At 39.4% G+C, this 23367-nt stretch carries 18 protein-coding genes and 2 pseudogenes; 5 read left to right on the forward strand and 15 right to left on the reverse strand.

Features of this window, described 5'->3' with window-relative positions; genetic code table 11:
- Window positions 1-38 precede the first annotated feature (38 nt).
- The 9 genes and pseudogenes from C825_RS04550 to C825_RS04590 all read right to left on the reverse strand — a co-directional run bounded on the left by C825_RS04550 (window position 39) and on the right by C825_RS04590 (window position 7820).
- A complete protein-coding gene (locus tag C825_RS04550; RefSeq protein WP_010801570.1) occupies window positions 39-449 on the reverse strand; it encodes a hypothetical protein in 411 nt (136 codons plus the stop codon).
- Window positions 450-537: 88 nt separating this feature from the next.
- Window positions 538-1566: a T9SS type A sorting domain-containing protein gene (locus C825_RS04555; protein WP_010801571.1), complete on the reverse strand. Its 1029-nt coding sequence runs from the start codon at window positions 1564-1566 to the stop codon at window positions 538-540.
- Between the two features lie 287 nt (window positions 1567-1853).
- Window positions 1854-2162 carry a hypothetical protein gene (locus C825_RS04560; protein WP_007657317.1) on the reverse strand — a complete coding sequence of 103 codons (309 nt, stop codon included), beginning with the start codon at window positions 2160-2162 and terminating at the stop codon, window positions 1854-1856.
- Window positions 2159-3112, reverse strand: a complete 954-nt coding sequence (locus C825_RS04565; protein ID WP_010800681.1) for an IS110 family RNA-guided transposase — start codon at window positions 3110-3112, stop codon at window positions 2159-2161. The genes C825_RS04560 and C825_RS04565 overlap by 4 nt, the downstream gene beginning before the upstream one ends.
- A 110-nt stretch (window positions 3113-3222) precedes the next feature.
- The gene (locus C825_RS04570; RefSeq protein ID WP_010801572.1) at window positions 3223-4734 is read right to left on the reverse strand and encodes a glycoside hydrolase; all 1512 of its coding nucleotides are present in this window, start codon (window positions 4732-4734) and stop codon (window positions 3223-3225) included.
- 385 nt (window positions 4735-5119) lie between these two features.
- Window positions 5120-5995: an AraC family transcriptional regulator gene (locus C825_RS04575; RefSeq protein WP_007655540.1), complete on the reverse strand. Its 876-nt coding sequence runs from the start codon at window positions 5993-5995 to the stop codon at window positions 5120-5122.
- Between the two features lie 80 nt (window positions 5996-6075).
- Window positions 6076-6441, reverse strand: a pseudogene (locus C825_RS04580) (TolB-like translocation protein); the annotation flags it as partial.
- 105 nt (window positions 6442-6546) lie between these two features.
- Window positions 6547-6774 (reverse strand): annotated as a pseudogene (locus C825_RS04585) (DUF6057 family protein); the annotation flags it as partial.
- A gap of 2 nt (window positions 6775-6776) precedes the next feature.
- Entirely contained in the window at window positions 6777-7820 is a 1044-nt protein-coding gene (locus C825_RS04590; protein ID WP_010801574.1) for an endonuclease/exonuclease/phosphatase family protein, read from the reverse strand.
- 145 nt (window positions 7821-7965) lie between these two features.
- Between C825_RS04590 and C825_RS04595 the strand changes: the two genes are divergently transcribed.
- Window positions 7966-8706: an SDR family NAD(P)-dependent oxidoreductase gene (locus C825_RS04595; protein WP_010801575.1), complete on the forward strand. Its 741-nt coding sequence runs from the start codon at window positions 7966-7968 to the stop codon at window positions 8704-8706.
- Window positions 8707-8714: 8 nt separating this feature from the next.
- Here C825_RS04595 and C825_RS04600 read toward each other — a convergent pair whose 3' ends face one another.
- On the reverse strand, window positions 8715-8900 hold the full coding sequence (locus C825_RS04600) for a hypothetical protein (RefSeq protein WP_250690561.1): 186 nt from the start codon (window positions 8898-8900) through the stop codon (window positions 8715-8717).
- Window positions 8891-9538 carry a hypothetical protein gene (locus C825_RS04605; protein ID WP_250690562.1) on the reverse strand — a complete coding sequence of 216 codons (648 nt, stop codon included), beginning with the start codon at window positions 9536-9538 and terminating at the stop codon, window positions 8891-8893. Before C825_RS04605 ends, C825_RS04600 begins: the two co-directional genes overlap by 10 nt.
- A 177-nt stretch (window positions 9539-9715) precedes the next feature.
- Between C825_RS04605 and C825_RS04610 the strand changes: the two genes are divergently transcribed.
- The 4 genes from C825_RS04610 (at window position 9716) to C825_RS04625 (ending at window position 14315) form a co-directional block, all read left to right on the forward strand.
- Window positions 9716-11101: a S41 family peptidase gene (locus C825_RS04610; RefSeq protein WP_044215208.1), complete on the forward strand. Its 1386-nt coding sequence runs from the start codon at window positions 9716-9718 to the stop codon at window positions 11099-11101.
- Between the two features lie 85 nt (window positions 11102-11186).
- The gene (locus tag C825_RS04615) at window positions 11187-11735 is read left to right on the forward strand and encodes an RNA polymerase sigma factor (RefSeq protein ID WP_010801577.1); all 549 of its coding nucleotides are present in this window, start codon (window positions 11187-11189) and stop codon (window positions 11733-11735) included.
- Window positions 11719-13008 carry an outer membrane beta-barrel protein gene (locus C825_RS04620; RefSeq protein WP_228110493.1) on the forward strand — a complete coding sequence of 430 codons (1290 nt, stop codon included), beginning with the start codon at window positions 11719-11721 and terminating at the stop codon, window positions 13006-13008. The genes C825_RS04615 and C825_RS04620 overlap by 17 nt, the downstream gene beginning before the upstream one ends.
- A 41-nt stretch (window positions 13009-13049) precedes the next feature.
- Entirely contained in the window at window positions 13050-14315 is a 1266-nt protein-coding gene (locus C825_RS04625) for an LVIVD repeat-containing protein (RefSeq protein WP_010801579.1), read from the forward strand.
- Between the two features lie 90 nt (window positions 14316-14405).
- Here C825_RS04625 and C825_RS04630 read toward each other — a convergent pair whose 3' ends face one another.
- The 4 genes from C825_RS04630 to C825_RS04645 form a co-directional block, all read right to left on the reverse strand.
- Complete coding sequence (locus C825_RS04630) at window positions 14406-16937, reverse strand: glycosyl hydrolase family 95 catalytic domain-containing protein (protein WP_010801580.1); 2532 nt, start codon at window positions 16935-16937, stop codon at window positions 14406-14408.
- Between the two features lie 9 nt (window positions 16938-16946).
- Window positions 16947-17360 (reverse strand): hypothetical protein, encoded by a 414-nt coding sequence (locus C825_RS04635; RefSeq protein ID WP_010801581.1) that lies wholly within the window; start codon window positions 17358-17360, stop codon window positions 16947-16949.
- Window positions 17361-17772: 412 nt separating this feature from the next.
- Window positions 17773-19686, reverse strand: a complete 1914-nt coding sequence (locus C825_RS04640; protein ID WP_010801582.1) for a RagB/SusD family nutrient uptake outer membrane protein — start codon at window positions 19684-19686, stop codon at window positions 17773-17775.
- A 20-nt stretch (window positions 19687-19706) separates the two neighbouring features.
- Window positions 19707-23150 carry a TonB-dependent receptor gene (locus tag C825_RS04645; RefSeq protein ID WP_010801583.1) on the reverse strand — a complete coding sequence of 1148 codons (3444 nt, stop codon included), beginning with the start codon at window positions 23148-23150 and terminating at the stop codon, window positions 19707-19709.
- Window positions 23151-23367 lie beyond the last annotated feature (217 nt).

The following is a 23367-nucleotide window of genomic DNA, read 5'->3' on the forward strand; positions in this document are numbered from 1 at the left end:
ATTTAAATGAATTTAATAAATCTATGATTGCTATCTAATTACCACCACCATGGTTGAATATAACCTGTGTCATTTGGATTTGGATCATCAGCATCTATGGCCATTACTTGTTTAGTCAAGATAATATCAAGGTTATCTCCATACACGTGGGCGCTGACTGTTTGTAAACCTTTGGCTTTACCTCTGACAACAACAACATATTGTAAACTTTGAGTTACTTGTTCCAGATCTCCTACTTTCCATTCAACCCTTACATTTGCTGGTTTATCTCCTATAATGGTGAATCGTTTTCCAACTTGGTTATAAACATAATCCAGTCCGTGAATATAATAATCGGAACAACTCTGTTCTACTATTGATAAATTCGTTTTGTTTGGATTTTCAGCATGAATGTTAATCCCTATCCAAAATAGAATAGAGAGTAAAAATGTTAATTTAGAAGTTTTCATAAATGAGTGTTTATTTATCATTAAGTGATTATACAATGTATTTATTATCTAGTATTCGGACTATAAATACATTGTATAGGAGAAATTGTTATTTTTTGATGATCTTGGCTGTCTCTACACCATTTGTTTTTTCGACTTGAATGTAATAGATACCATTTTTATAATTGGAAAGATCGAAGTTGGTTTCAGTGCAGTTGTTACCATACGATTGTGATTTAACCAGATCTCCCATTGTTCCGATAACTCTGATTGATTTAATGGCTGAATCATCGGTTGATTTAATTGTTATATTGGATGCATCGTAATATGAAACTGCGATAGATGACTCTTTTTCTATGGCCCTGGATTTGCTACTTCCGTTTTTGACGCGATACGTACCATTGAATAATTGCTGACCTGAATTTTGAGTATAAACAAAGTAAAAACTAGTAGTAGTACCCAAAGACGCTTCAGTAGTCCAAGGATAAGGTGCCTGAACTACAATTTCTGTACTTTCGGTTTTATATAAAGTAATATTTTCTTTAAGTGTTCCATTTTGGTATACAGAAGTTGTATAAGGATACTCACGATATCCGAATGCTACTTTCAGATTCTTAGTTTCGATGGTTGAGGTTGTGGCAGATGATGTTCTTGCAATTACACATGAGAAAAACAGATCTCCCGTAGTGCTTGTGAAAGTTTTTCCTCCCGCGGATGTGTATTGGTTAATATCAGAGAAGAAACCGGATACCTTATCACTGATTCCTACAACTCTTAAAGTTAATTCATTTTGGGTAGGATCAACTGGGTTTACTGAGGTCGGCTTAACTGCCTCAATGCTTTTACTTACATAGGTCCCATCACTTAATTGGGCAGATAAAGTATAATAACCTTCAGCAGTTTTCCTACCTAATTGAATTGTTGTGCTTGTATAGCTGATCCGATAGAAATCTGAAGGATAATTCCATGTAGCTGTTAATCCGGATGGCAAAGCACTGCCGTCGGTGGTAACAATACTATATACAGCGTTCGTTTCCAGTTTATCCGGTCCGTCAATCTTATAACTGACAGCCTTTGCACTTGTTCCCGCTAATAAAGCGATAACCAGTAAAATTGTTTGTGTAAAAAACTTTTTCATATGTAAATAAATTGCGCTCCCTATCTCAAGAGAGCCGTTTAAACCATTAATAAATTGATTTTTTTAGAGTTCAGACAAAACAAAAGAGAGCACTTGTATAGATACAAATGCGGTTGGCTATTATCTTTGGGCATTTTATAATTTTACAACAGCTAAGAAAAAAAATTTCATACACGCGTTAAAGGACTCGCAGTCTTGACCGCTTAGCAGTTGAGATCAGTTTCATGAGCGACCTCTTGCTGTTTCTTACGACAACAAGCCAGTAAAAATCGACCTTCTCTATGTTTTTAACCTACTTCTGGGATTGGACCATCATCACGGCTGATTTTAACTTTATAGCCAAGTGCTTCCAGCTCTTTCTTCAAGTAATTTTTCCGTTTCTGCTCCATCCTTTGGTTGAGATATTCCGCACCGAGTTCCTTATACTCACAAGCCTCTTTCAGTACATGCCATACCGATTTCAGGATCGAGTGTCCTACTGCTACTAAAGCCCTCTTTTTCCCTCGACGGGCGGCTAAACGGTGATAACGTGCACTGTAAAAGGTGTTCTTGGTACGGGTGGCTGCCCACGCAGCCTCCGTGATTACGGCTTTCAACTGTTTGTTGCCATGGGTGGTTCTACCACTTTTTTTTTACCTGCGCTCTCGTTATTGCCTGGACAGACACCGGCCCACGAAGCCAGGTGCTTTTCGGTTGGAAAGGCTTCCATATCCACACCTATCTCTGCTATCAGGTCTTCAACCGTTTTCCGGCTAAGTCCGGGGATCTTCTGCAAGAGTTCCATCACATTCTCATAAGGAGATAAAACCTCTTTTATACGGCAGGTAAGGTCAGCTATGATGGCTTTCGTCTGTTCCATATCTTTACGGATGGTCTGCAACATATAGATGTGATGCGGTTCTATAAAGCCTTCACAAGCCTGATAAAGAAGTTCCGGACTGGCTTCAAGTTTTTTATGATAGATGCAAGTTATGTCATCCATTGTTACATGACCCTTATCGATCAACATATCTATCAGCTTGTTCGCCACGACTCCGTCCAGGCTGCACACCACGCTGGAAAGTTTGATGTTACAATCTTCCAGGATACGAACAATACGGTTTTTCTCAGAAGATACATGCTGGATCAACTTGTTACGGTAACGGGTTAAATCACGAAGCTCACGTTGTTCACGCTCCGGGATATAACTCGGTTTCAACAAACCTGCTAAAAGCAGTTTGCAAATCCAGGCACTATCCTTTTTATCCGTTTTGTGCCCGGGAACATACTTGATGTGCCGTGCGTTCACGATCCAGACTTTCATATCTGGACATTCAAGAATCTTATAAACCGGCTTCCAGTAAACACCGGTACTTTCCATGGCTACATGCGTAATGCCACTGGATAATAACCATTCTTTTAATTCTGTCAAAGAACTACTGAAGGTCTTGTAACTGCGGGTTTCAGTTTTGAGACCTTCGCCACTTATCGTAGCAACTACCATGTCCTTGTGGACATCTATTCCACAACCCCGGAGGATGACTTGTTCAAAAGGTACTGTTTTCATTGCATTCGTTTTTTCGAGTGAATGACACTAAAGTAAACAATACCCCCCTATTTACATTCTCTTGGACGAAATTTATTTCATGGATGTTTCATGATCTTATAAATTTAAAGTTATTCAACGTTTCCTGTAAAGGTTACAACGCTCTTTGCCGGAAGAGTTATCATATACGTATTACCTATCGGTTGGATAGTTTCCAAGGCTTCCCATTTGTGGGTGGCATCAGTCAGGTAACCGGCAAGTGGGCTAGCTGTTTGGCTGTTGTCTAACGCCAGGTCGATAGTCGTTTCTGTGTCGTTGGTATTGATGGCTACAATCGTAAAGTTATTGCCTTTTTTATAACCGGATACCATATAGCCTTGGTCGGAGTTGTATTCGGCTGAGATGCGGGTACTACCTACAGGAATATAGCGTGTAAAGTTTCCGAAAGTCTCATAACGTTTACCGGTTTCGTAGTCCGTACGATTTTTAGAGATATAAATTAACCCTTCATTAGTACCACTGTCGGGTAGGGCTCCTGCCCACCAGATAATTGAACTTACATTGGCTTCACAAAGGTAACGGTGGAATTTAACTGCCCAGTTAAGTCCATCTTCTATGGAAGTGCTGTATGAATTATGCGGGTCGCTGATTTCAGTTAACCATACCGGTATATTTTTTGATTCAGCCTTCGTAAACGGTTCGATACCTGGATCTTTTTTCGTTACCGGATCCACATAACCGTGTCCGGCTGCGATGATCGGGTAATTGGTAATGCGGGTATTGAGATTTAAAATATCGCGTACATAATTTTTACTACCCATGATAAAACCTAAAATACCTGTCCATTGTGCATTTTCACCGAAGATAATTTTCACATCTGGATGATTGGCGGCAAATGTCGGCCCCATGTTGTTAACAATGAATCGTCCCAAGGTAGTTGTTCCCGGTAACCAGAGACAAGAACTCCAGGGAGCTGCATATTCCGGTTCATTGGCTGGTGATATGGCATAAGGTTTCAAACCTACTGAACTGTAAGCATCACAAAATGCTGACAGATAATCGGCAAATTTTTGATAGTAAGCAGATTTTAAATTCCCTTCCGAATCACTGCCGTTACTTTTCATATAGGCAGGCGGACTCCAGACGGAATAAACGAATTTATCGACGTCATATAATGCTTTGACACGTTGGTTGATCCATAACTGGCCTTTGCGTTGGGCTATTTCTTCTGCTGCTTCATTCCCGTCGGCGCTGTAGTCGATATCGAAGAATGGATCGTCGAGCGGCATATCGATATCTTCATCCAAATGGAAAGAAGTATCTCCTTCGTTTTTCCAATAATGGGAATAGATTTCACCTCTTAATATATTCAGGTGCAATCCCTCTTTTCCGAACATCAGGTCTAATACAGTATCACGTTTTCGGTGTGCATACAGATAATCCGCCCATCCGGCTTGTGCTACACCGAAACCGTCAATGTTTTGTTCTTCTGTATTCCAATGGAGTATTACGTCAGTATTTGCAACGGCTTTTGTCGCAATGGAGCCACCAGTTTTCTGGTCTACAATTTCGCTGTCAGTACAAGATCCTAGCAGGAAAAGACAAGCGAACAATCCTAAGGTTAAATTTCGATGTGTTTTCATAATGAATGGCATTAATGTTAATTTCCATTGCAAATGTATGGAATGACAGAATCCGAGAAGTGTCTTATTCTGTCAAAGTAGTGCACTTTTCTGTCAATTTTATTAAAGTATAACTCTTATAAATATTTTATATTTACATAGATTAACAATACTGTCGTCGGATAGGTGTTTTATTAGTAAATATAAACATTGTAAATGCAAATATATGTATATCGGATTTTTAAGGGACTTATTGTATTAAAATGTTGTTTCTCTGCTGTTTATATGGTTTAGGAGTGTGCTGTAAGGTCAAAAGTGATTGCTCTATTCGGTCAATGGAATAAAGGAGGTTTTCAAATTACTATAACAACAAATCAGCGACCGATAATTATAGCCGCTGATTTGTTTATATGATAACTCGCATTCGTTGGTAGTTCTCACGGTATTCCTGTGGGGTAACACCTTTGAATTTCTTAAATACTTTGTAAAAATAGGATTGGCTGACAAAACCACACCGGGAAGCGATGTCCATGATGCATTCCTTTTCATTATTATTTAGTTCGCGCACAACAGAGTTGATGCGGTATTCCTGCAGGAAGTCTGTGAAATTACGATTTGTGTTCTTTTTGAGGAACCGGGAAAGTGTGGAAAGACTCATACCCATATATTGAGCCAGTTCGTCTATCGTTATAGGGTCGGCCAAATTCTTACTGATATAGTCGAGTATTTTTTTCATTTGGTAGTCTGCCTCCGTATATTGCGGAGATATGTTTTTAGATAAAACGCGTACATCTTCCGACAAAGAGAGCTCATGTAGGAGAATAAAGAATTTTATGACCGAATAGAATCCTTTTTCCGTAGATATCATTCGCATAATAGGCTGTATGCGGTTGATCTCGGCTTGTCCGAATGCCAATCCATGCTCTGCTTTTGCCATCATTTTCATGATTGAATCGAACTGGTTTTTCTGGAATGCAGGGTTAGAAAACAGGGAGGGATGAAACTGGAGAGTGATCTCATGGATGTCGTTCGAACGGCAGTTTCCGTTCATCCAGGCATGTTTTAGTTCTGTATTGGTGATCAGTACAAGGTCTTTTTCGCCGATAGTTTCTTCCGAGTCGCCGACAATACGCAAGGCTCCGCTTGCATTTTCTACAAAGTTGAGTTCCCAAACATTGTGGACATGTATAGGGAAAGTGAAAGAAGATTTTGTGCGTTCGAATAGTATGAAACTGTCCTTAATGGATAGAGGCGACTTTTCTCTGAAAACTTCTGTTATCATGGTATGTAATATTAAAACAGTGTGAGCAAAAGCGAAGATAGTGATAAAAATGAAAATATGAACAGATGGAATCTGTTTTATTACTCGTGTTCCTGATATATCCGGCATATATCGAAGGCGTCGAAGGGTACAGGTGTGGAGGATAGCTCCGGAATATTGTATGATTTGAATGTATAATCGTAATGTTCCGGATCTTTTTGGGGTAAGACGAAAGGTTTTCCTGCTGTTCCGTCGGGAGAGATATAAGCAAAGTAGGGTTTGCCATATTGCCCGTCACCCCGTTTACTGGCAAAGACGAACCAACGGCTGTTCGACGACCAGCTATGATACGTATCTGATCGGTCGGAATTTATTGTAGGCAATGAATCGATTTGGCCGTTTTGTAAATCCATTAGTTTTAAGTCTGTTTCCCTGTGCCAGATGGGAAAAGTGCCGTAATCGGCAATAACTAAGTCAGAAACTGTGTCATATACTTCCAAACGTTTGTCCATTTCCGAAATGCGGCATAACAGATCAGTCCCAATACAAGCATAATCCCCCCCCATCAAAATGGAAGCCGTTACCGGAGTACGAAAGAATTGAGTCAGGTAATCACCGGTCAAACAAGATAATACGGCGGGTTTATTCAAATAAGAATATAAAACTTCTGAGGCATAGACAAAAAGTGTCGTCTGTTCTTTGTGAAGCAAATGATAAGGGCAGGTGTGCAAGTAAAAATAAAAACAGGCAATGCCTACCGGTATAAAGGTTAACCAACTGTATTTATTTGTTTTATTCATTTCTATAGATGTCTAATAAGTTGGAAAGTTGCCAAAATTGCTTTATGGTCGGTAGGCCATACTCCAAGCGGTTCAATAACCGGATCGACTGTTTCTTCTATAATGCGTTCACCACGAAGTATATCTCCTTTAGGACCGATAATTGTTACATCAGTCAGGCTCAGTCCATTGAATGGTGAATACATGATAAAGTCAATACGATCGCGATCATCGGCTTCCGGTGACCAGACCAGTTTTTTTAAGGCAATATCCGGGCAATCAGCCGGGCAGGTAAATCCGGGATGAGTGACGGGATCCGGATATTTTTCGCGATAGGAGTCTTTATATCCTGCTTTTTCAAGCATAACGGACACATCCCAGGGAACAACCAGGCCATAATGGTCACGCATATCTTTAGTTGCTTCCGTCCAGTCCAGATGAGAAGGCTCGTTGAAGTCACCTCCCAGGATAACGATACGACCTGCCGCTTTGTCTTTTTCTGCTTCTTTGATGAAACGGGCGATAGCATCGTCACGAACGGATGCACGGTTCAGTACCAGAATCGAGTCCAGATTCGTAACCGGTTCTATTTTATTCCAATTGTTACCGTCATATCCACGGGCATCATAGTAAGCGCAATTGCGGTAATCCAGATGGGCAGTGTATACGGCAAATTCCTGGTCCCCTTTTTTCGTTACCAGGCGATAGATGCTTCCCCGGTCGTCGTTCAAAGGATAAACAGTGCTGCTGTCGCTGATGGGATAGCGGCTTAGTAATCCGGAATCTTCCGTGTAGAAAGAATAATATGTTTGTCCGCGTTTTTGGAGAGCTTCAACGATACGGTCGCAGAAACGTGTGTTGTGGTAATTTCGTACCTCGCTCAATGTAACGAAATCGGCATCGCTGCGAACAATTTCATCTGCAACGGCATCAAATCCGTTTTCTACTACGGTTCCTTCCTGCCAGATATTAAACTGGAGAACTTTAAATGTTTCTGTTTTCTGACAGGACGAGAAGCAGAGAGTGATTATAAACAGTAGAACTGTTGTGAATAGACTTTTTTTCATGGTGTTTATGCTTTTTTGTTTAGCTCTGCGAAATTAATTAAATTTCGGATAAATTGGGGTGGATTTTTTTATTTATTAGTGTTACAACGGTTTTACAAGACTCTTTTGTTATCTTTGCAGCAGACAATCAAACACAGAACAGAGTATGGACGGTAAGAGAGTATTTGTCACCGGTGGTGCTAAGGGGATCGGTGCAGCTATTGTAACTGCATTTTGTAATGTGGGAGCAAGGGTCGCTTTTTGTGATACAGATGAAAAAGCGGCTTCGCGTCTTTGCGATCTATTACCTACTTTCGTCCAGTTCTTCCAGGCTGATGCAAGTGATCCGGAAGCTCTTCAAAAAGTTATCAACAGGCTTTTCAACATGTGGGGAGATATAGATGTGATTGTTAATAATGTGGGAATCAGTGAATTCTCTCCATTGGTCGAAACGAGTATTGAACAGTTCAATAAAGTGTTGTCAACAAACCTGCGACCGGTGTTTATAACTTCACGGGCATTGGCTATCCATCGGAATAATGAGGAAGGGAAACAGCGTTACGGTCGGATCATCAATATTGCCTCTACCCGTTATCTCCAAAGCGAACCCGGTTCGGAATGTTATGCAGCTTCCAAAGGGGGGATTGTTTCGTTGACACATGCACTTGCATTGTCTTTCAGTGATTATAATATTACTGTAAACAGTATCAGTCCGGGATGGATACAGAATGAAGACTACCGTTTGCTGAAACGGTCAGACCATAACCAACATCCGTCAGGACGTGTGGGGCGTCCTTCAGATATAGCAAGCGCCTGCCTTTTCCTGGCTGCCCCGGAAAATGATTTCATCAACGGCCAGAATATTGTAATAGACGGCGGGATGACTAAGAAGATGATTTATGAATAATCGGTACGTTAATTAATGCCTATCCTGATATTTTTGCCTTTAAACGCCGGATAGAACAGGAACTGTGGATCCATACGTTTGTTCCAGGGATTATATTCATAATTTACTCCGACACCGAAGCTGAAATTATCCTTTACTTTAAATTCAAAAGCACCTCCTACGCTTGTATGATTATAATAGGGATTCAGCAGCATATGAGGATTCGTACGTTCTCCTTTCTGATAGAAAGCATATTGCCCCAACCTTTGACAGTCATCCAGTCGACCACCTCGATGCTGACAGTGGCGTTAACACCTCCCATAAAGTCAGGACTGTAGTTGAACGGCGTGAAGTAACGTCCGGCAAATGCACCTCCTGTAAGTGTCCACCGGTCCTGGTGCCAGACTAATGATGAACTAACCCTTGTAAGTCCTCCTACTCCTGGCCAGGTAAATTGTTCTCCGACTGTCAGCAGACCGGTTGTTTCGCTGATCGGGGTAAAACTAGCCTCCTGAAAATCGAGTGCCATTGGAGATACGCGGCGTAGCATTGGAGTAAACGGATTAAAGAATGGGCGATAGGCGGCTGACAGAACCTGCATATCCATCGGACGTTGATCTTGAATTTCAGGAAAATCCGGAGTGAATTCCCTGAGTTTTTTCTCCAACTCCGTCCTTAGAGAAGGAGTATATGTTTTATAGGAAAATTCAGGAATATTGAAATTGAATTTTTGAAACTTGGGAATAGCAATCATTTTCCCATCACCATTCAGAACATAGTCAAAAACAGACTGTGCGTGCCCACAGCATACACATGTCACTAGTGCTATAATTATAAAATATCCCCGCTTCATACACAACATCATTTTATTGACGCTAAGATAGATTATTTACTTAAAATAAGATATTTATTGATCTTGTTTTTACTTAAAATAGTAGAAAAACTACATATTAATTCTTGTAGGGGCTGCTAGCAGGAGAAAATATAGCATATCTTTGCCTTTAATAAGAAAAAGAAAGGAATGTTACGTATGAAAATTAAAAGTTATATACTGGTTATTTTATTTTCGCTGTCATTTGCAGCTTGCGAGAAAGAGGATAACAATGGACCAAAAACAGATAATGATGTGAATCTGTGGATAGAAAGGATTATGAGAGAAAACTATCTTTGGTATTCTGAACTTCCTGAAAAAAATAAGTTGAATTTTGATGCGGAACCGGAGGATTTCTTACTTTCTTTATTATCAGATAAAGACGGTAAAGACCTGCCCGAAGGCCATCATTATTATTCAACTCTGGAAAAGGCGGTAGCGACGAAAAGTATTTTTAATGATAGAGATTCGTATGGATTCGATTTCGCTACTTCCAATTTAAAAAGTGGGAATAACATTTATAAAATAGCTGTTGTCCTTTATGTCTTAAAGGACTCACCGGCCGAGGAAGCCGGGTTGAAACGTGGTGACTGGATTCTGGGTGTAAATGGGGCAGAAGGCACGATTCAAAATTATGATATATTGAGAGGCGGAGGCAGTGTGTCTCTTCAACTGGCACGATATGATGAGGATAGGGAGGTTATTATTCCGACCAGAGAAATAGCTTTGGGAGCATCTCGTGTTGTGGAAGATACCCCTTTTCTGAAAGATTCGGTTTATACTATCGGTAATAGCTGTATCGGTTATTTGATGTATAATCATTTTACTATCGGTCCGGATGGACGTGACGATATGAGTTATAATCTTTACCTGCAACAATTATTTGAAAAGTTCAAAAGCCGGAATGTAAATGAGTTTGTGCTCGATTTACGGTATAATGGCGGTGGTGATGTGAGGTGTGCCCAGTTACTGGCCTCTTTACTTGCTCCTGAAAGTGTGTTGGGAGATACATTTTGTAAACTGGAATATAATGACAAAAACGAAAGTAAGAATAATGTGATACCTCTCCTGAAAACATCAGAGGTCCGATCTGGAAATCTCAACTTGAAACGGTTGTTCGTTCTGACAGGAAGCAATACTGCTTCATCTTCTGAACTTGTTATCAATTCTTTGAAGCCTTATCTGGGTAATAATGTTCGTCTGATCGGTGTACAAACTTTCGGTAAAACGGTAGGGATGAGTGTTTATGACGAATCGGAGAAATATGGTTGGATTTTTTCACCTGTTACATTCCGTAGTTATAATAAGGAAGGTAAGGCTGATTATGCAGATGGTTTTTCTCCTGATATAAGGATCAATGAGTTTAATTGGAACTTGGTAAGTTTTGGAGAAACGAATGAACCTTTGTTGGCAGAGGCTATCTACGAAATAACAGGTCGGTCTTCATTGAAATCGGTGCGTTCTGCTTCAAAGCCTGTTCCTTTGGATATTTTTTATTCTCCCCAACAGAGTATTAGAAATAATATGGTATTATATATCGAGTGATAATTATTTATTTTTATTTTTCTCCACTATAGCTGCAACATTAGGAGAGGCTTTTTCATCATACAGATAGAGAGTAATATTACCTATGGACGAACAGCTGTTAATTGCCGGATGCAAACGTGGGGAGTCATGGGCTCGTAAAGAAGTCTACGAGCTGTATGCTCCTGCCATGATGAGTGTGTGTATGCGGTATGTCAATAACAGGGAAACTGCTCGCGACTTGTTGCAGGACGGATTTATCAAGATATTCACAAAGATCGGAAGTTATACGGGAACCGGTGCGTTTCCCGGTTGGGTACGCAGGGTGTTCGTTACTACTGCTCTTGAATATCTCCGAAAAAATGATGCAATCCGGTTAAGCGTAAACTTTGATGATTGCGGGGATTTGGCTGATGAGGTCGATGTGTCGGCTTTAGACCGTTTGTCGGCAGATGACTTGCATGCTTGTATTGCCCGTTTGCCGAATGGCTACCGGACGGTGTTCAACCTCTATGCGATAGAGGGATATTCTCACAGTGAAATAGCAGAAATGCTACATATAAGCGAAGTAACCTCGCGAACACAGTTCATCAGGGCGCGGAAAGTGTTACAGAAAAGTGTTCAATCATTAATTATGCATGAAGATGCGCAGTGATACGGATCATAGAGAACAGTTGGATGATTTCAGCGAATTCATGAAGCAGAAACTGGAAGATCACCGGTTGCCTGTCGATGATCTTTGCTGGGAGGATATCGAGCCTCGTATGAAGCCCCGCGGACAGAAATGGTTGTGGTGGGCCGGAAGTTCTGTGGCTGCAGCTGTCATTGCATTACTGTTTTTGTTTTCACCCTTTCGGGCAGGGGACGGCTCCTATGACGGCGTGGTGCCGCCGGTGGCTTCCGTTCAGGATGAAGAGAAAATATATCAGGAGACTCAGGAGAACATTCCGGAAGAAACGAAACCATTTGTTACTGAGTCTGTACCAACGAAGAAATTGATTGCTGCCGCAAGACCTGACAAACCGTTACAAATAACTGGAAATGAAGTACCGGAAACGGAAGTCGTTGAGGAAATACAGGAACAGGAAAAAACGGTGCTGCAGCCGGATATTGAGAAAAGTACAAAGGAGACTAAGGAGCAGCCGGAAAAGAAACAGAAGCAACAGGATTTGTATAGTTATGAATCGAAAAAATATAATTTCTCTTCTGCCGGTAAGAAAAAGACAGCGGAAGGCGGATGGTCTATCAATGCCGGTTTCGGTACTGGTGGTCATGTCTCGCTAGGACTTGGTAATGGAGATCTTGTAATGGATATGGATAATCCTTCGAGTAGTATAACTCCGGGTAATCCGGGAGAGGTATCTCCTCCACCGGTCAAGCCACCTTTGTTTGAAAATTCGAATGTATTGCCTCCTGAACAATATACAGAGGTGGATGCAGCGTTGCCTCTCTCTTTCGGTGTGACGGTTCGGAAAGATTTCAATCGTTATATCGGGGTGGAGACAGGGTTGGTATATACTTATTTATCTTCCAATTTGTCAACATGGGATAAAGTTCAGTATAAGTCCCGCCTGGAACTTCACTATCTGGGTATACCTGTCAATCTGGTTGTATCCCTTTGGCAAAATCCACGATGGAAAATATACCTGTCGGGCGGCTTTATGATGGAAAAAGGGTTACGGTCCAAACAGACGGAGAATAGGTTCTGGCAGTTTGAACAGGTGAATAATGTTGAGAAGAAAGGCATAAACGGCCTGCAATGGTCATTGAATGCTTCTGCCGGTGTGTCCTATCGTTTTTACAGGGATTGGAGTTTTTATTTCGAACCACGTATTTCGCATTATTTTGATAATGACCAGCCGCCGAGTATCCGGACAGAGAATTCTGTGATTATCGGACTTGGTGCAGGTATTCGTTTTGATTTTTAATTGAAAGAACTATAAGTATTTATCCACTAAATGTATTGAAGATGAAAAAACTAATGAGTCTGTTTTGTGTGTCGTTGATCTGTTTGTTTTGCGGATGCAACGATGATATGAAAGTGAGGGAGACGATCACTTATACAGTGAACAAACCGGTATATATGTCTGCTGATGTATTCCGTTCTTCCGTGAAAGTAACCACTCAGCCGGAAGAGATAACCCAGAAGGGGAAGATTTGTTTTTATGAAGGTTATTTGTATGTGTCGGAGCGAGGAAAAGGAATTCATATTATTGATAACCGTAATCCGTCATCGCCAGCTTCGGTTGGTTTTATTGAATTGATGGGGAATGCCGACCTGGCAATACGCAACAATCTGTTATATGCGGATTCGTATGTTGATCTGGTGTGGTTCGATATCAGTAATCCTGCTTTACCTGCGTTGAAGAATCGATTGGAAAATGTATTTCTCCAGAGCTTTCCACCGATTGAGGAAGGCATAATCGATTCCGAAGTTTTTTCTGAAGCAGGTAGAGCGAAAGGTGTTGTTGTCGGCTGGACACAGGAGGAGGTAACAGAAACCTATGAGTATTATAAAGATGAAATCTATTATAATGATATGGGGGCCATTTCTGAAAGTAGCAGTGGTGGCGGCTCCACCGGTGTGAATGGCTCTATGTCTCGTTTCGGTCTTTATAAGGATTATCTGTATGTTGTATTGAATAATCAGATGGACATTTTCGATCTTTCCGGTGCGGAACCTGTTGTAGCGGCGGAAACGATTCCTGTCGGATGGAATGTGGAAACTATTTTCAGTTATAAGGATTGTATGTTTATGGGAACGCCGACCGGAATGTTGATTTATTCCGTAAAAGATCCGTTAAAACCTGAATATCAGTCGTCATTGACTCATGTATATGGCTGTGACCCGGTTGTGGTGGAGGATGATATTGCCTATGTAACCGTTCATTCTGGTAATAACTGCGGACAAAACTTCAATGAGTTGATCATTATTAATGTCAGTGACGTGAAACGTCCCCAGCCGATAGTTTCCTATACAATGACTAAACCGAAAGGATTGGGAATCGATAACGGTACGCTTTTCCTTTGTGACGATGGTTTGAAGATCTATAATGCCAATGACCCTCAGACTCTGATGGCCAACCGCCTGGCCCATTATTCCGGTATGGAAGGTTATGATGTAATCCCTTATAATAATGTATTGATGATGATTGCCGAAGACGGTATTTACCAGTATGATTATTCGGATTTGGAGGAGATCCGGTTGCTGAGTAAGATTGCGGTGAAGAAGTAAAATCTATTATTAATCATAAAAAGGAGACTGTTTTTTGTAACCTCCTTTTTATGATTATTATCTATTGGGACGTTATTATTGTTAAGTGAGTTATCTATCAGAATCATTCCATCCGCTGAGTTTTCCTAAAATACGATTACCAGAATGTTTTACTTTCTCATTCAGAGTTCCTGAATAGGTAGTGTCAGTATGTGTATATTTTTTCTTATTTACTCTGATAATATATTCTGTATTTGGTTTAGTCGCAAAAGAGATAACGTTTCCGACTTCGATTTTGTATTTTATTTTCTTTCCGTTCTTTTCTTGCTGGACAATGATATTTTCTTTATCAATCCATGGATTTTGAATTTTGCAAATGTTACCTTTTAAGCTTTTTATTCCGATTTGGGTTACTTGAGCTTGTTCGTCTCTTTCTGACGATACAATGAATGCTCCTCTGGCTAATAATGTAAAAGCAATTCTGGTAGTATCCCATGCCGACGGTATAGCCGGAAATACTCTGATTTTATTCTCATTGCTTTGGAGTATCATTTCGTTTATGGTGGTTCCGTAATTGCTGATAGATTCCATTCCACACTGGAAGAAATCGTGGGAGCGTATCGTATAAGTATGATTCAGAAGATCATGAATAGATTTGAGATCGTAGATATTATCAGGATAACCAGTTACATTATGCATTAATCCTTGAGGATACATTTGATGAATGTTTACACCATTGATTAAGTATTGTAAAGCCTGATCTCCTAATCCCATTCGGGCTGCTATTTCCGGCATTGGATAATGTGCATTTGCTTCATCTCTGAATTTTACCAGATTGATTACAGCTTTGCCTAAACGCGTATTTTTTTCATCAATACCGATTAAATTGGCAGGAAAAGCGATTGAACCTCCGCATCCCCAATTCCAGGCGGAATAGCGTTTATCCGTGTAATATTCTTCCGCTGGTGCAATTACTTCGCTACCATTTTCGAATTGTTCGAATGATCTTTTCCACAAGTGTTTTAAAACATGCTCCCATCGGATTGTTTTATCTTTATCGACATTTAGTAAAGATGCGGTTTTAATACAATTTTTAAAGAGTTGTTCAATACAATTCCGGTCGCTGATTGCGTTCTTTACATAGTCGATATCGGCAGATTCGTATACGGAAGAAAGTAAATAATATTCTTTTTTTTCAGCATCCCATTGCAACTTATCCAAATAAAAGTTAGCTGCTTTTTTCATAAAGGGATATGCCTTGTTTTCAAGAAATTTTTTGTCTCCTGTAAAAGCATAATAATCCCAGAAAAGAGAGGCTATCTGAGACGCAGGTGTAAAGTTATGTTTCATGTCTCCTCTGTTTTTACTCACTTGTTCTCCGGAAAAACAATGAGCTTCAGTGATTAGCAAGGCATCGTTTGTAGCACCTTTCTCCTTTGCCAGAGCTTCCCCGGAAGGGATCATTTTAAAGTAAGTATTTAAATAGGGAAGCATTAACTGGCAATCGTTTTGTGCACATAATCCCCAATATTGTTGTTGTGTATTCCAATGGTGGGGAGTAACCCAGTTCAGCACATCACGATTCCAGCGCCACAAACCTCCGTTAAATGCAACAGGAAATTCACCTTGTGAACCGGCTGCCATCAAATATCGACGTAAATAATATATATTTTCAAGATAATCATTGCCTAATTTAATAAAAGAATTGGACCAGAAGTTTTTATACCATTGATCTTTTTCTTTTTTGAGTTCCTCGATCCCTATTGCTTCAGCTTCGTTTAATAATTGTTTAGCTGCAATAACAGGTTGGGTATTTTCTCTGTTTGTGACGACGCTTATTAAAATCGTAAATTTATTTTTGTTTGTTTTCTGTTCTATTCGATGTGTGTTGATAGTTATTGGTAATGTTGGTTCTTTTATGATCCTGCAAACAGTCGCAAAGTGTAATCCATCTCCTTTTTCTTCAATAATCATATCATGATCATTGATGGAAGATTGCGTTTTACCGATTCCGACTGTTGTGCTGGCTGGGAAATATCCGGCGTACCATCCGGCAAATGCACGACTTCCCAACCGCTCAAGAGAAATCGTCGCTATTAAATTGTTTCCTAAAATAGCTTCATTAGGTAGGTTGTCACATTCCAGAACCCATATATTTTTACCATGTGCTAACCAGGTATTAATATGAGTTGTTGAATATGCTGTCTTAGCTTTATAGGTAGTTTCTCCTTTTTGCAATGATAATCTACCTTCGAAGTTGTTAAGATGTATCCAATTGAAAACAGGAATGCCGAAATCTATTTTTAAACGGGCTGCATGCCTGAGTACGGAAGTATTTCCTTCTTCCGGTATTAAATCTGTCCATAAATCATTTTTATTGATTTGTAATTCGATGCCGTTATCATGATTCCAAATCATTCCACCGAGATTCCCGTTTCCCATAGGGAAACCTTCAGCTTCAAGTTGTGTAGGGGAGAAATATACGATATCGTGTTTGGAAAGATAACTTTCATCTACCTTAAAAGGAGAGGATTTCAATTGGAGATATTCATAAGTTGTATTTTCCTGGGCTCTTGAGAATAGACTTGTGAGTATGAAAAAAAATAATGTGATATTTTTTTGTATTTTATTTTTGTGTACCATATAATGTAATTATCTGTGATATTTATATTTGACAAAGTCGAATAGTCCGTAGTTCTCTTGTTGGGGAATTTGATCTCCGATAAATTTGAGATTTTCTACGCTGCAAAAGATGTAGAAGGAAATTTCGTTTCCGAACCCCAACTGAATTCCATGAGTTTTTTCTTTGTCAATGTACCAAGTTGCGTAATATTTACCCTCTTTTATAGACAAATCGATTTCGAAAATATGCCATCCTGTTTTTAACTTCACCGGAACGGAAGAGTATGGAAAATCCTGCGATGTCATGTAAGCAATCATGTCATCGGGCGAAGCATTCAGTTTTTTCCTGACATCTGTGTTCCCGTATCCCACTTCGAAATCCAGTTCATGATGGTCGTCACAATAGATCCATGAGCCGACACTCGCTTGGTCTTTTTCTCCCATTTGCGGAATGTAAGTTCTCCATGTATATCTTCCGGATGTGTATTGCTTACCTGCTGTCCTAATCTTTTTTCGATCCCAGGATTGAGCCCGTGTATAGATTTTCAGGATGCCATTTTTTAATTCGCATTAATTTAAAGGGTTGTCATCTTGATGACCATAGACCCATCCGTCCAGATTGTCAAAATTCCATCTCTGGTTATTCTCTTTTTGAGAGTAACTGTGTGTGTAGATAAGGAGTAACAGGTTTATAATTATAATCTTATTCATTTTAACCAATATTCTGTTTGAGATTTTACTTATGATTCCATTTATTAAAAAGAGAGAAATGTTTCACTTTGTACTTAAATACATAAGGTTACATTTCTCTCATATACATTATATTTGTGATGAAATATATCTTTTATCAGCTATTTTACCATAAAGGGTTTTGTACTAGACTTGGGGATTTCTCAATTTCATTGTGAGGAATCGGATATAGATACATTGCTCTAACCCATTGGTGGTTACGGATCAGTTTCCGGTGAAAGAATGAATTTGGGTCTGAAGGTGGTAAACTGGCTTCGCCATCTACATTCATTCCATAAAATACAGTTTGATCGGCTTCTTCTCCGGCATCACAGATCATCCAGCGGCGGATGTCAAAATAGCGTTGGCCTTCAGAGAAAAATTCTACTTGACGTTCTCTGCGGATGGCATAAGCTTGTGCTTCATAATTTCCGATTACTCCTTTTTTCTTACCAGAATTTTGTAGTTCCTGATATCCGGGAATACCGGCCCTGTCTCTTACCATATCCAAATATTTGATAATGTTCGGATCAGAAGGGTTAATTTCATTACAAACTTCTGCATAATACAGGTAAAAATCAGCTAAGCGAAGTAAAATGGAAGGGCGTGCATATTTTTGTAAATAAGATCCCGCCGGATATAATTCTTGATTACATCTTTTGTATAGAAGATAACCTGTGTAATGTTCACGCCAAGCAATGTTGGTGGAATTGTTTCCATTCACAGAGAAGTCTACAGCCCACCCCTCTTTCTGCTGGATGTGCCAGCTTTTTCCCTGATAGGTAACAGAATGATAGAAACGGGGTTCTCTGTCAACATACATATTAAAGATTTGTTTGTCAATTTGTGGTTTCTTGTAAGCACAAGGATTTTCGATATCAGTAAAACCGGTTTCATCATGTTCCTGATCCTCAAAGATATCCAGACCATTTTTAGTAAAAAATGCATCCACTGCTTGCTGAGAAACTCCGACTCCGCTCCAACCATCCATAATGTCTGTAGGACGGCATCTTCTGTCAAATGAGCCGTTTCCATCTAGCATGTAACCTTCTGTATCTGCCCAAATGATTTCCTTATTGTATTCCTGAAATAAACGATAAACGGATTGACTATGGTTTTCTGCTCCGCTATTTTTGTCGAAAACACGGAAAAGCTGATAACCTTCGTTTTCAGCAAAACGTAAAAAGGTTTCGAGATGTTTTTTTGCAGTTTCCCATTTGGATGCGTTATATTCAGGGAACAGCCGTGTCCCGTCTTCATTGGTTAAATCCAATGCTTCTTTATATCCTCCGTTAAATAATTTGCTGGCTGCATATACCCATAGTTTGGCTCGCATAGCTAATACAACAGCACGGGTCGGACGAACTATTTCATTCATATTTTCAACTTCTTCACCTGTCATGTTGGTACTTCTCAGCGTAGTAGGTAAATAGTTTTCGTCTAATACTTCTTGATAAAGACCGTCTATATAGTTAATCATTTCATCGACCGTGGCTCTTGAAAAATCAAAAGAAGTACTGGATGATTCTATTGCACTTTCAACAATGGGAACAGGACCGTACAATTCAAACAGTGAAAAATAAGAATAAGCAATGAGAAATTTGGCTTCGGATTTCATGCGGTTAATATCGTCTTCCGTTAATTTCTCCTGGTCACTTGCCACACCGATCGGCTTGGCATTATCAAGGAATAAATAAGCTTGCCTGATATATTGGTAAATAGTATTAAACCTATGAAACCCTGCGTTACTAGCATTGAAACCGTTCGTCATCTCGGTTTTTGCAGTGTTATGATTAACACACCCTTCTCCGCATAAAGAATACCATGGGTTTGAAAAACCTGTAGGAGAGTCGAATATACGGGAATATTCAGAAATACAATTAAAAATGTTGGCGTGCCAACGTCTGGTATATTTAACATTGTTGAAGGTCTGTTCAATAGTCAAATTACTAGCTAGTTCGTCAGAAACATCCAAAAAGTCGCTACATGCAGAAAATATCAAACATGCACCGATCATCATAGAAATAATTATCTTTTTCATATATGTATCTGTTTTAATTGTTAGAAGCCAAATTCAAGACCTACGGTCCAAGTTTGATTGAGAGGGTATTTAGAACTACCAGCAGAACCTAATTCAGGGTCCCACATTTTAATTTTATCCCAAACCGCCAGATTATTACCCTGAACATATATTCTGGCATTTTTCATCCCTATCTTGTTCAACATTTTGTTTTCGAACACGTAACCAAATTCCACGTTCTTTAAGCGAAGAAAATTGGCATTTTTATACCACCATGTACTGGCATATGTATTATGCTGGAAATAGTTATCATGTAAACGGGGTAATAATACATTTTGATTATCAGGATTGCGGCTACTCCAATGATTCAGAGTTTCTACACGGGCTGCGCTGGTTTGACCTTGACTAAAAGGTAGTACGCTGCTCACATTCATAGATGTATTTGCTACTCCCTGGAAAAATATACCGGCATAAAAACCTTTATATTCGGCATTGAGTCCGAATCCGTATACCCATTCTGGATTAGCCGCATACACATTATGATTGTAAGTTTGATCATAACTGTCTATTTTTCCGTCTCCGTTTAAATCGCGATATTTAATATCACCCGGGGAAACACCGGCGCTAGGTATGGGTAATCCTTCTTTTAATGTATAATTTTTACTGCCATCCGTTTGATTCTCTGTGATATTGAAATCATCATTTGTATACAAGCCGTCTGCAATATATAAATATGGAGTATTTAGACTGTGTCCAGTATATCTTTGATATTCATAACGAGGGCTGACTTCATCATATTCTGTGATTTTATTGGTTGCGTATGTGAGATTTCCTCTGAAAGATAAGTTGACTTCTTGAATGCTTTGTTTTATAACGATATTTCCATCAAAGCCTTTGTTAGTTACCTTTCCGAAATTTTGCCATGGACTTTGTCTGAATCCGGTTACGTTACTTACTGTTTTTCGTTGCATCAAGATATCCCGGCGATCGTTTTTAAAGAAATCGATACTCATATCCACTCTGCCTCGTAACAATCCCATATCTATACCTATGTTTTTCTTTTCTTCCACCTCCCATGATAGATAAGGTGCAGAAAAAGTACCTTCGATGATACCTTTGCCAGGATTATTCGTGCCTCCGCCATTTGCTCCGACATTAAAACCGAAAGAGTAGCCATCACCACCGTTGTTCAAAGATCCTCGGTAAGGGAATCGGGTTCCGCCGACATCGTCATTACCGGTAATACCGTAAGAAGCACGTAGTTTGAGTTTGTTAATGATATCTTCAGTTGTTTCCATAAATTTCTCATTACTGATGTACCAAGCTAAACCGACGGCTGGAAAGATGCCATAACGATGTCCTTTTGCAAAGTTTTCACTACCTGTTAATCCAAAACTTCCTTCTACCATATAACGGCTATCATAACCGTAAGAAACACGAGCTACGACACTCTGTTTTTTATAAGGTAAACCGCTACCTTGGGTTTGTCTTTCTTTTTGCATGTAAAGCAAAAGTCCGGAGATGTCATGTACATCATTGAAAATGCGTTTATAATTTAAAGAACCTTCCAAATAGATACGTTTTTCACCTCCGTTATCTCCTTTTTGGTGGTCGGTTAGATCCGGAGATCCTTCATTTACCTGAATATATTCTTTTTCGCCGTTTTCGTTTAATATCATTCTGTAACTTGTAGGTGTTTTAGTACGCTTCGTTATAGAAAAATAATCGGCATCAAAACTCCCGGATAATTTTAAGCTTAAACCTTGGGTAATAAAATCCAGTTTTTGATTTAAAGATATTTTAGATTGGATATAAGCATTCCATTGTTTTTGGTAACCAGATTCATTCAGGAAATTATATGGATTTCCGTCTTCTCCATTATAAATAGATGGTTCGGAAAATGTGCCATCAGAAAAAATAAGCGGGAAAAGGTGAGGTGCATAAGCAAACATACGACCGAAAATGACATCCGAACTTTTTCCCGGATAACTGGAGTCTACATATTGTCCACTCATGTCTATGGTCAGATCGGTAGTTTTTGTCACTGCGATGTCAATATTGGAGCGAATGTTATAACGGCTTAAACCAATATTAGCATTATATTTATCAATAGCTTTTGAATCAAATATACCATTTTCATGATAAAATGCACCAGATACGAAATATTTCACTCTTTCTCCACCCCCCCGCAAATTTAATGTAACACGTTCATTCATGGTGTTGTCTTGTAGTAGACTTAAAAAATCAGCATCAGGGTATAAATCCGGATCGGCTCCTGTACGATATAGTTCCATGATATTTTCTGGATATGGAGCAGTAAAGTTTGTTGGATTTCCTCTGGATTCCCAAGTTGCATCATTAAACAGTGATAAATAATCGTACGATCTTAGCATTTGAGGCAGCCTTGTTGGTTTTGCAACACTGAATTCTGCTCTTACATCTAATGTTGGCTTGGAACTTGTACCGCGTTTGGTTGTAATCAAAACAACACCGTTTGCACCTTCCGCACCATAGACAGCAGTGGCAGAAGCATCTTTCAATACAGTGAACGATTCGATCTCATCAACAGTAATATCATTCATGCTCCTGGGGACTCCATCGACTAATACCAGAGGATTGGTTCCACCAGCGAAGGAGCTGACGCCACGAATCCAAAATTCGGAATTATCTTTTCCCGGTTCTCCCGAACGCTGTACTGCTAATACACCTGCAATCTGTCCTGCCAGGTTATTGGTAAGACTTCGTGTAGGCATTGACAACTCTTTGGAAGAAATAGTATTTAAAGAGGAAACAACACTTTCTTTTTTCTGCTGTCCATAACCGATCACAACAACGTCTTCCAAGCCAACTGAAGTTTCCATCATACGAATGTTGATGTTTTTTTCTCCTTTATAAATTTTCTCTTCCGTGTTGTAACCAATGTATCGATACTCGATAATATCACCTTCGTTCACATTATTGAGTGTATATTTACCATCTATATCAGTTGTAACACCTTGAGTTGTACCTTTGATTGAAACAGTTGCTCCGATCACCGGATTGCCATCGGCGTCAGTCAATAAACCGGAGACGGATTGTTTTTTTTGCTGTACTACGGTAAGTGTGTTTGCTTTTTGGGTATTTTCATTTTTAGCAATCGCAATGTAGTCGTCAATTTGTTTAAAAGTATATCCATCTCCCAGAACAGCAAGAAGGGCTTCTTCTATGTCTGAAGTCTGTATATTTACAGACACATTTTTATTTGTGGTTACTTCACTGTTGCTGTAAGCTATTTTAATTCCTGATTGTTTGGATATAGCATCCAGCACTTGTTCGATCTTTGTATTTTTGAAAGATAGATTTAAAGTGAACTTTTGTTCGAAAATGGTACCGGCTGATAGATTTAGGGCCGTTCCAAGGAATAAACATAGAAATGTTTTACGGTAGGAATCCCTTTTTAATACTTTTTGTAGAATAAAGGATCCTATTGAATGTTTAATTTTCATAACTTTGCATTTAGCAGGTTAAATAAAAAATGAATTTGTTTCTGATTAATCTGTACGGAGGTAGTATCTGATCCATACTGCCTCTGTTTTTTTCATATGTAAATAAATTGCGCTCCCTATCTCAAGAGAGCCGTTTAAACCATTAATAAATTGATTTTTTTAGAGTTCAGACAAAACAAAAGAGAGCACTTGTATAGATACAAATGCGGTTGGCTAT

It is taken from the genome of Parabacteroides sp. ASF519 (genome assembly GCF_000364265.2).
Taxonomy (GTDB): Bacteria; Bacteroidota; Bacteroidia; order Bacteroidales; family Tannerellaceae; genus Parabacteroides; species Parabacteroides goldsteinii.

What these genes read in the sequence shown, in the direction of transcription:
- C825_RS04645 (WP_010801583.1), bottom strand. Translation starts at nt 23,150, where the DNA reads ATGAAAATTAAACATTCAATAGGATCCTTTATTCTACAAAAAGTATTA.
- C825_RS04625 (WP_010801579.1), top strand. Translation starts at nt 13,050, where the DNA reads ATGAAAAAACTAATGAGTCTGTTTTGTGTGTCGTTGATCTGTTTGTTT.
- C825_RS04600 (WP_250690561.1), bottom strand. Translation starts at nt 8,900, where the DNA reads ATGCTGCTGAATCCCTATTATAATCATACAAGCGTAGGAGGTGCTTTT.
- C825_RS04575 (WP_007655540.1), bottom strand. Translation starts at nt 5,995, where the DNA reads ATGATAACAGAAGTTTTCAGAGAAAAGTCGCCTCTATCCATTAAGGAC.
- C825_RS04605 (WP_250690562.1), bottom strand. Translation starts at nt 9,538, where the DNA reads ATGAAGCGGGGATATTTTATAATTATAGCACTAGTGACATGTGTATGC.
- C825_RS04610 (WP_044215208.1), top strand. Translation starts at nt 9,716, where the DNA reads ATGAAAATTAAAAGTTATATACTGGTTATTTTATTTTCGCTGTCATTT.
- C825_RS04640 (WP_010801582.1), bottom strand. Translation starts at nt 19,686, where the DNA reads ATGAAAAAGATAATTATTTCTATGATGATCGGTGCATGTTTGATATTT.
- C825_RS04635 (WP_010801581.1), bottom strand. Translation starts at nt 17,360, where the DNA reads ATGGGAGAAAAAGACCAAGCGAGTGTCGGCTCATGGATCTATTGTGAC.
- C825_RS04565 (WP_010800681.1), bottom strand. Translation starts at nt 3,112, where the DNA reads ATGAAAACAGTACCTTTTGAACAAGTCATCCTCCGGGGTTGTGGAATA.
- C825_RS04550 (WP_010801570.1), bottom strand. Translation starts at nt 449, where the DNA reads ATGAAAACTTCTAAATTAACATTTTTACTCTCTATTCTATTTTGGATA.
- C825_RS04620 (WP_228110493.1), top strand. Translation starts at nt 11,719, where the DNA reads ATGAAGATGCGCAGTGATACGGATCATAGAGAACAGTTGGATGATTTC.
- C825_RS04630 (WP_010801580.1), bottom strand. Translation starts at nt 16,937, where the DNA reads ATGGTACACAAAAATAAAATACAAAAAAATATCACATTATTTTTTTTC.
- C825_RS04590 (WP_010801574.1), bottom strand. Translation starts at nt 7,820, where the DNA reads ATGAAAAAAAGTCTATTCACAACAGTTCTACTGTTTATAATCACTCTC.
- C825_RS04570 (WP_010801572.1), bottom strand. Translation starts at nt 4,734, where the DNA reads ATGAAAACACATCGAAATTTAACCTTAGGATTGTTCGCTTGTCTTTTC.
- C825_RS04615 (WP_010801577.1), top strand. Translation starts at nt 11,187, where the DNA reads ATGGACGAACAGCTGTTAATTGCCGGATGCAAACGTGGGGAGTCATGG.
- C825_RS04595 (WP_010801575.1), top strand. Translation starts at nt 7,966, where the DNA reads ATGGACGGTAAGAGAGTATTTGTCACCGGTGGTGCTAAGGGGATCGGT.
- C825_RS04555 (WP_010801571.1), bottom strand. Translation starts at nt 1,566, where the DNA reads ATGAAAAAGTTTTTTACACAAACAATTTTACTGGTTATCGCTTTATTA.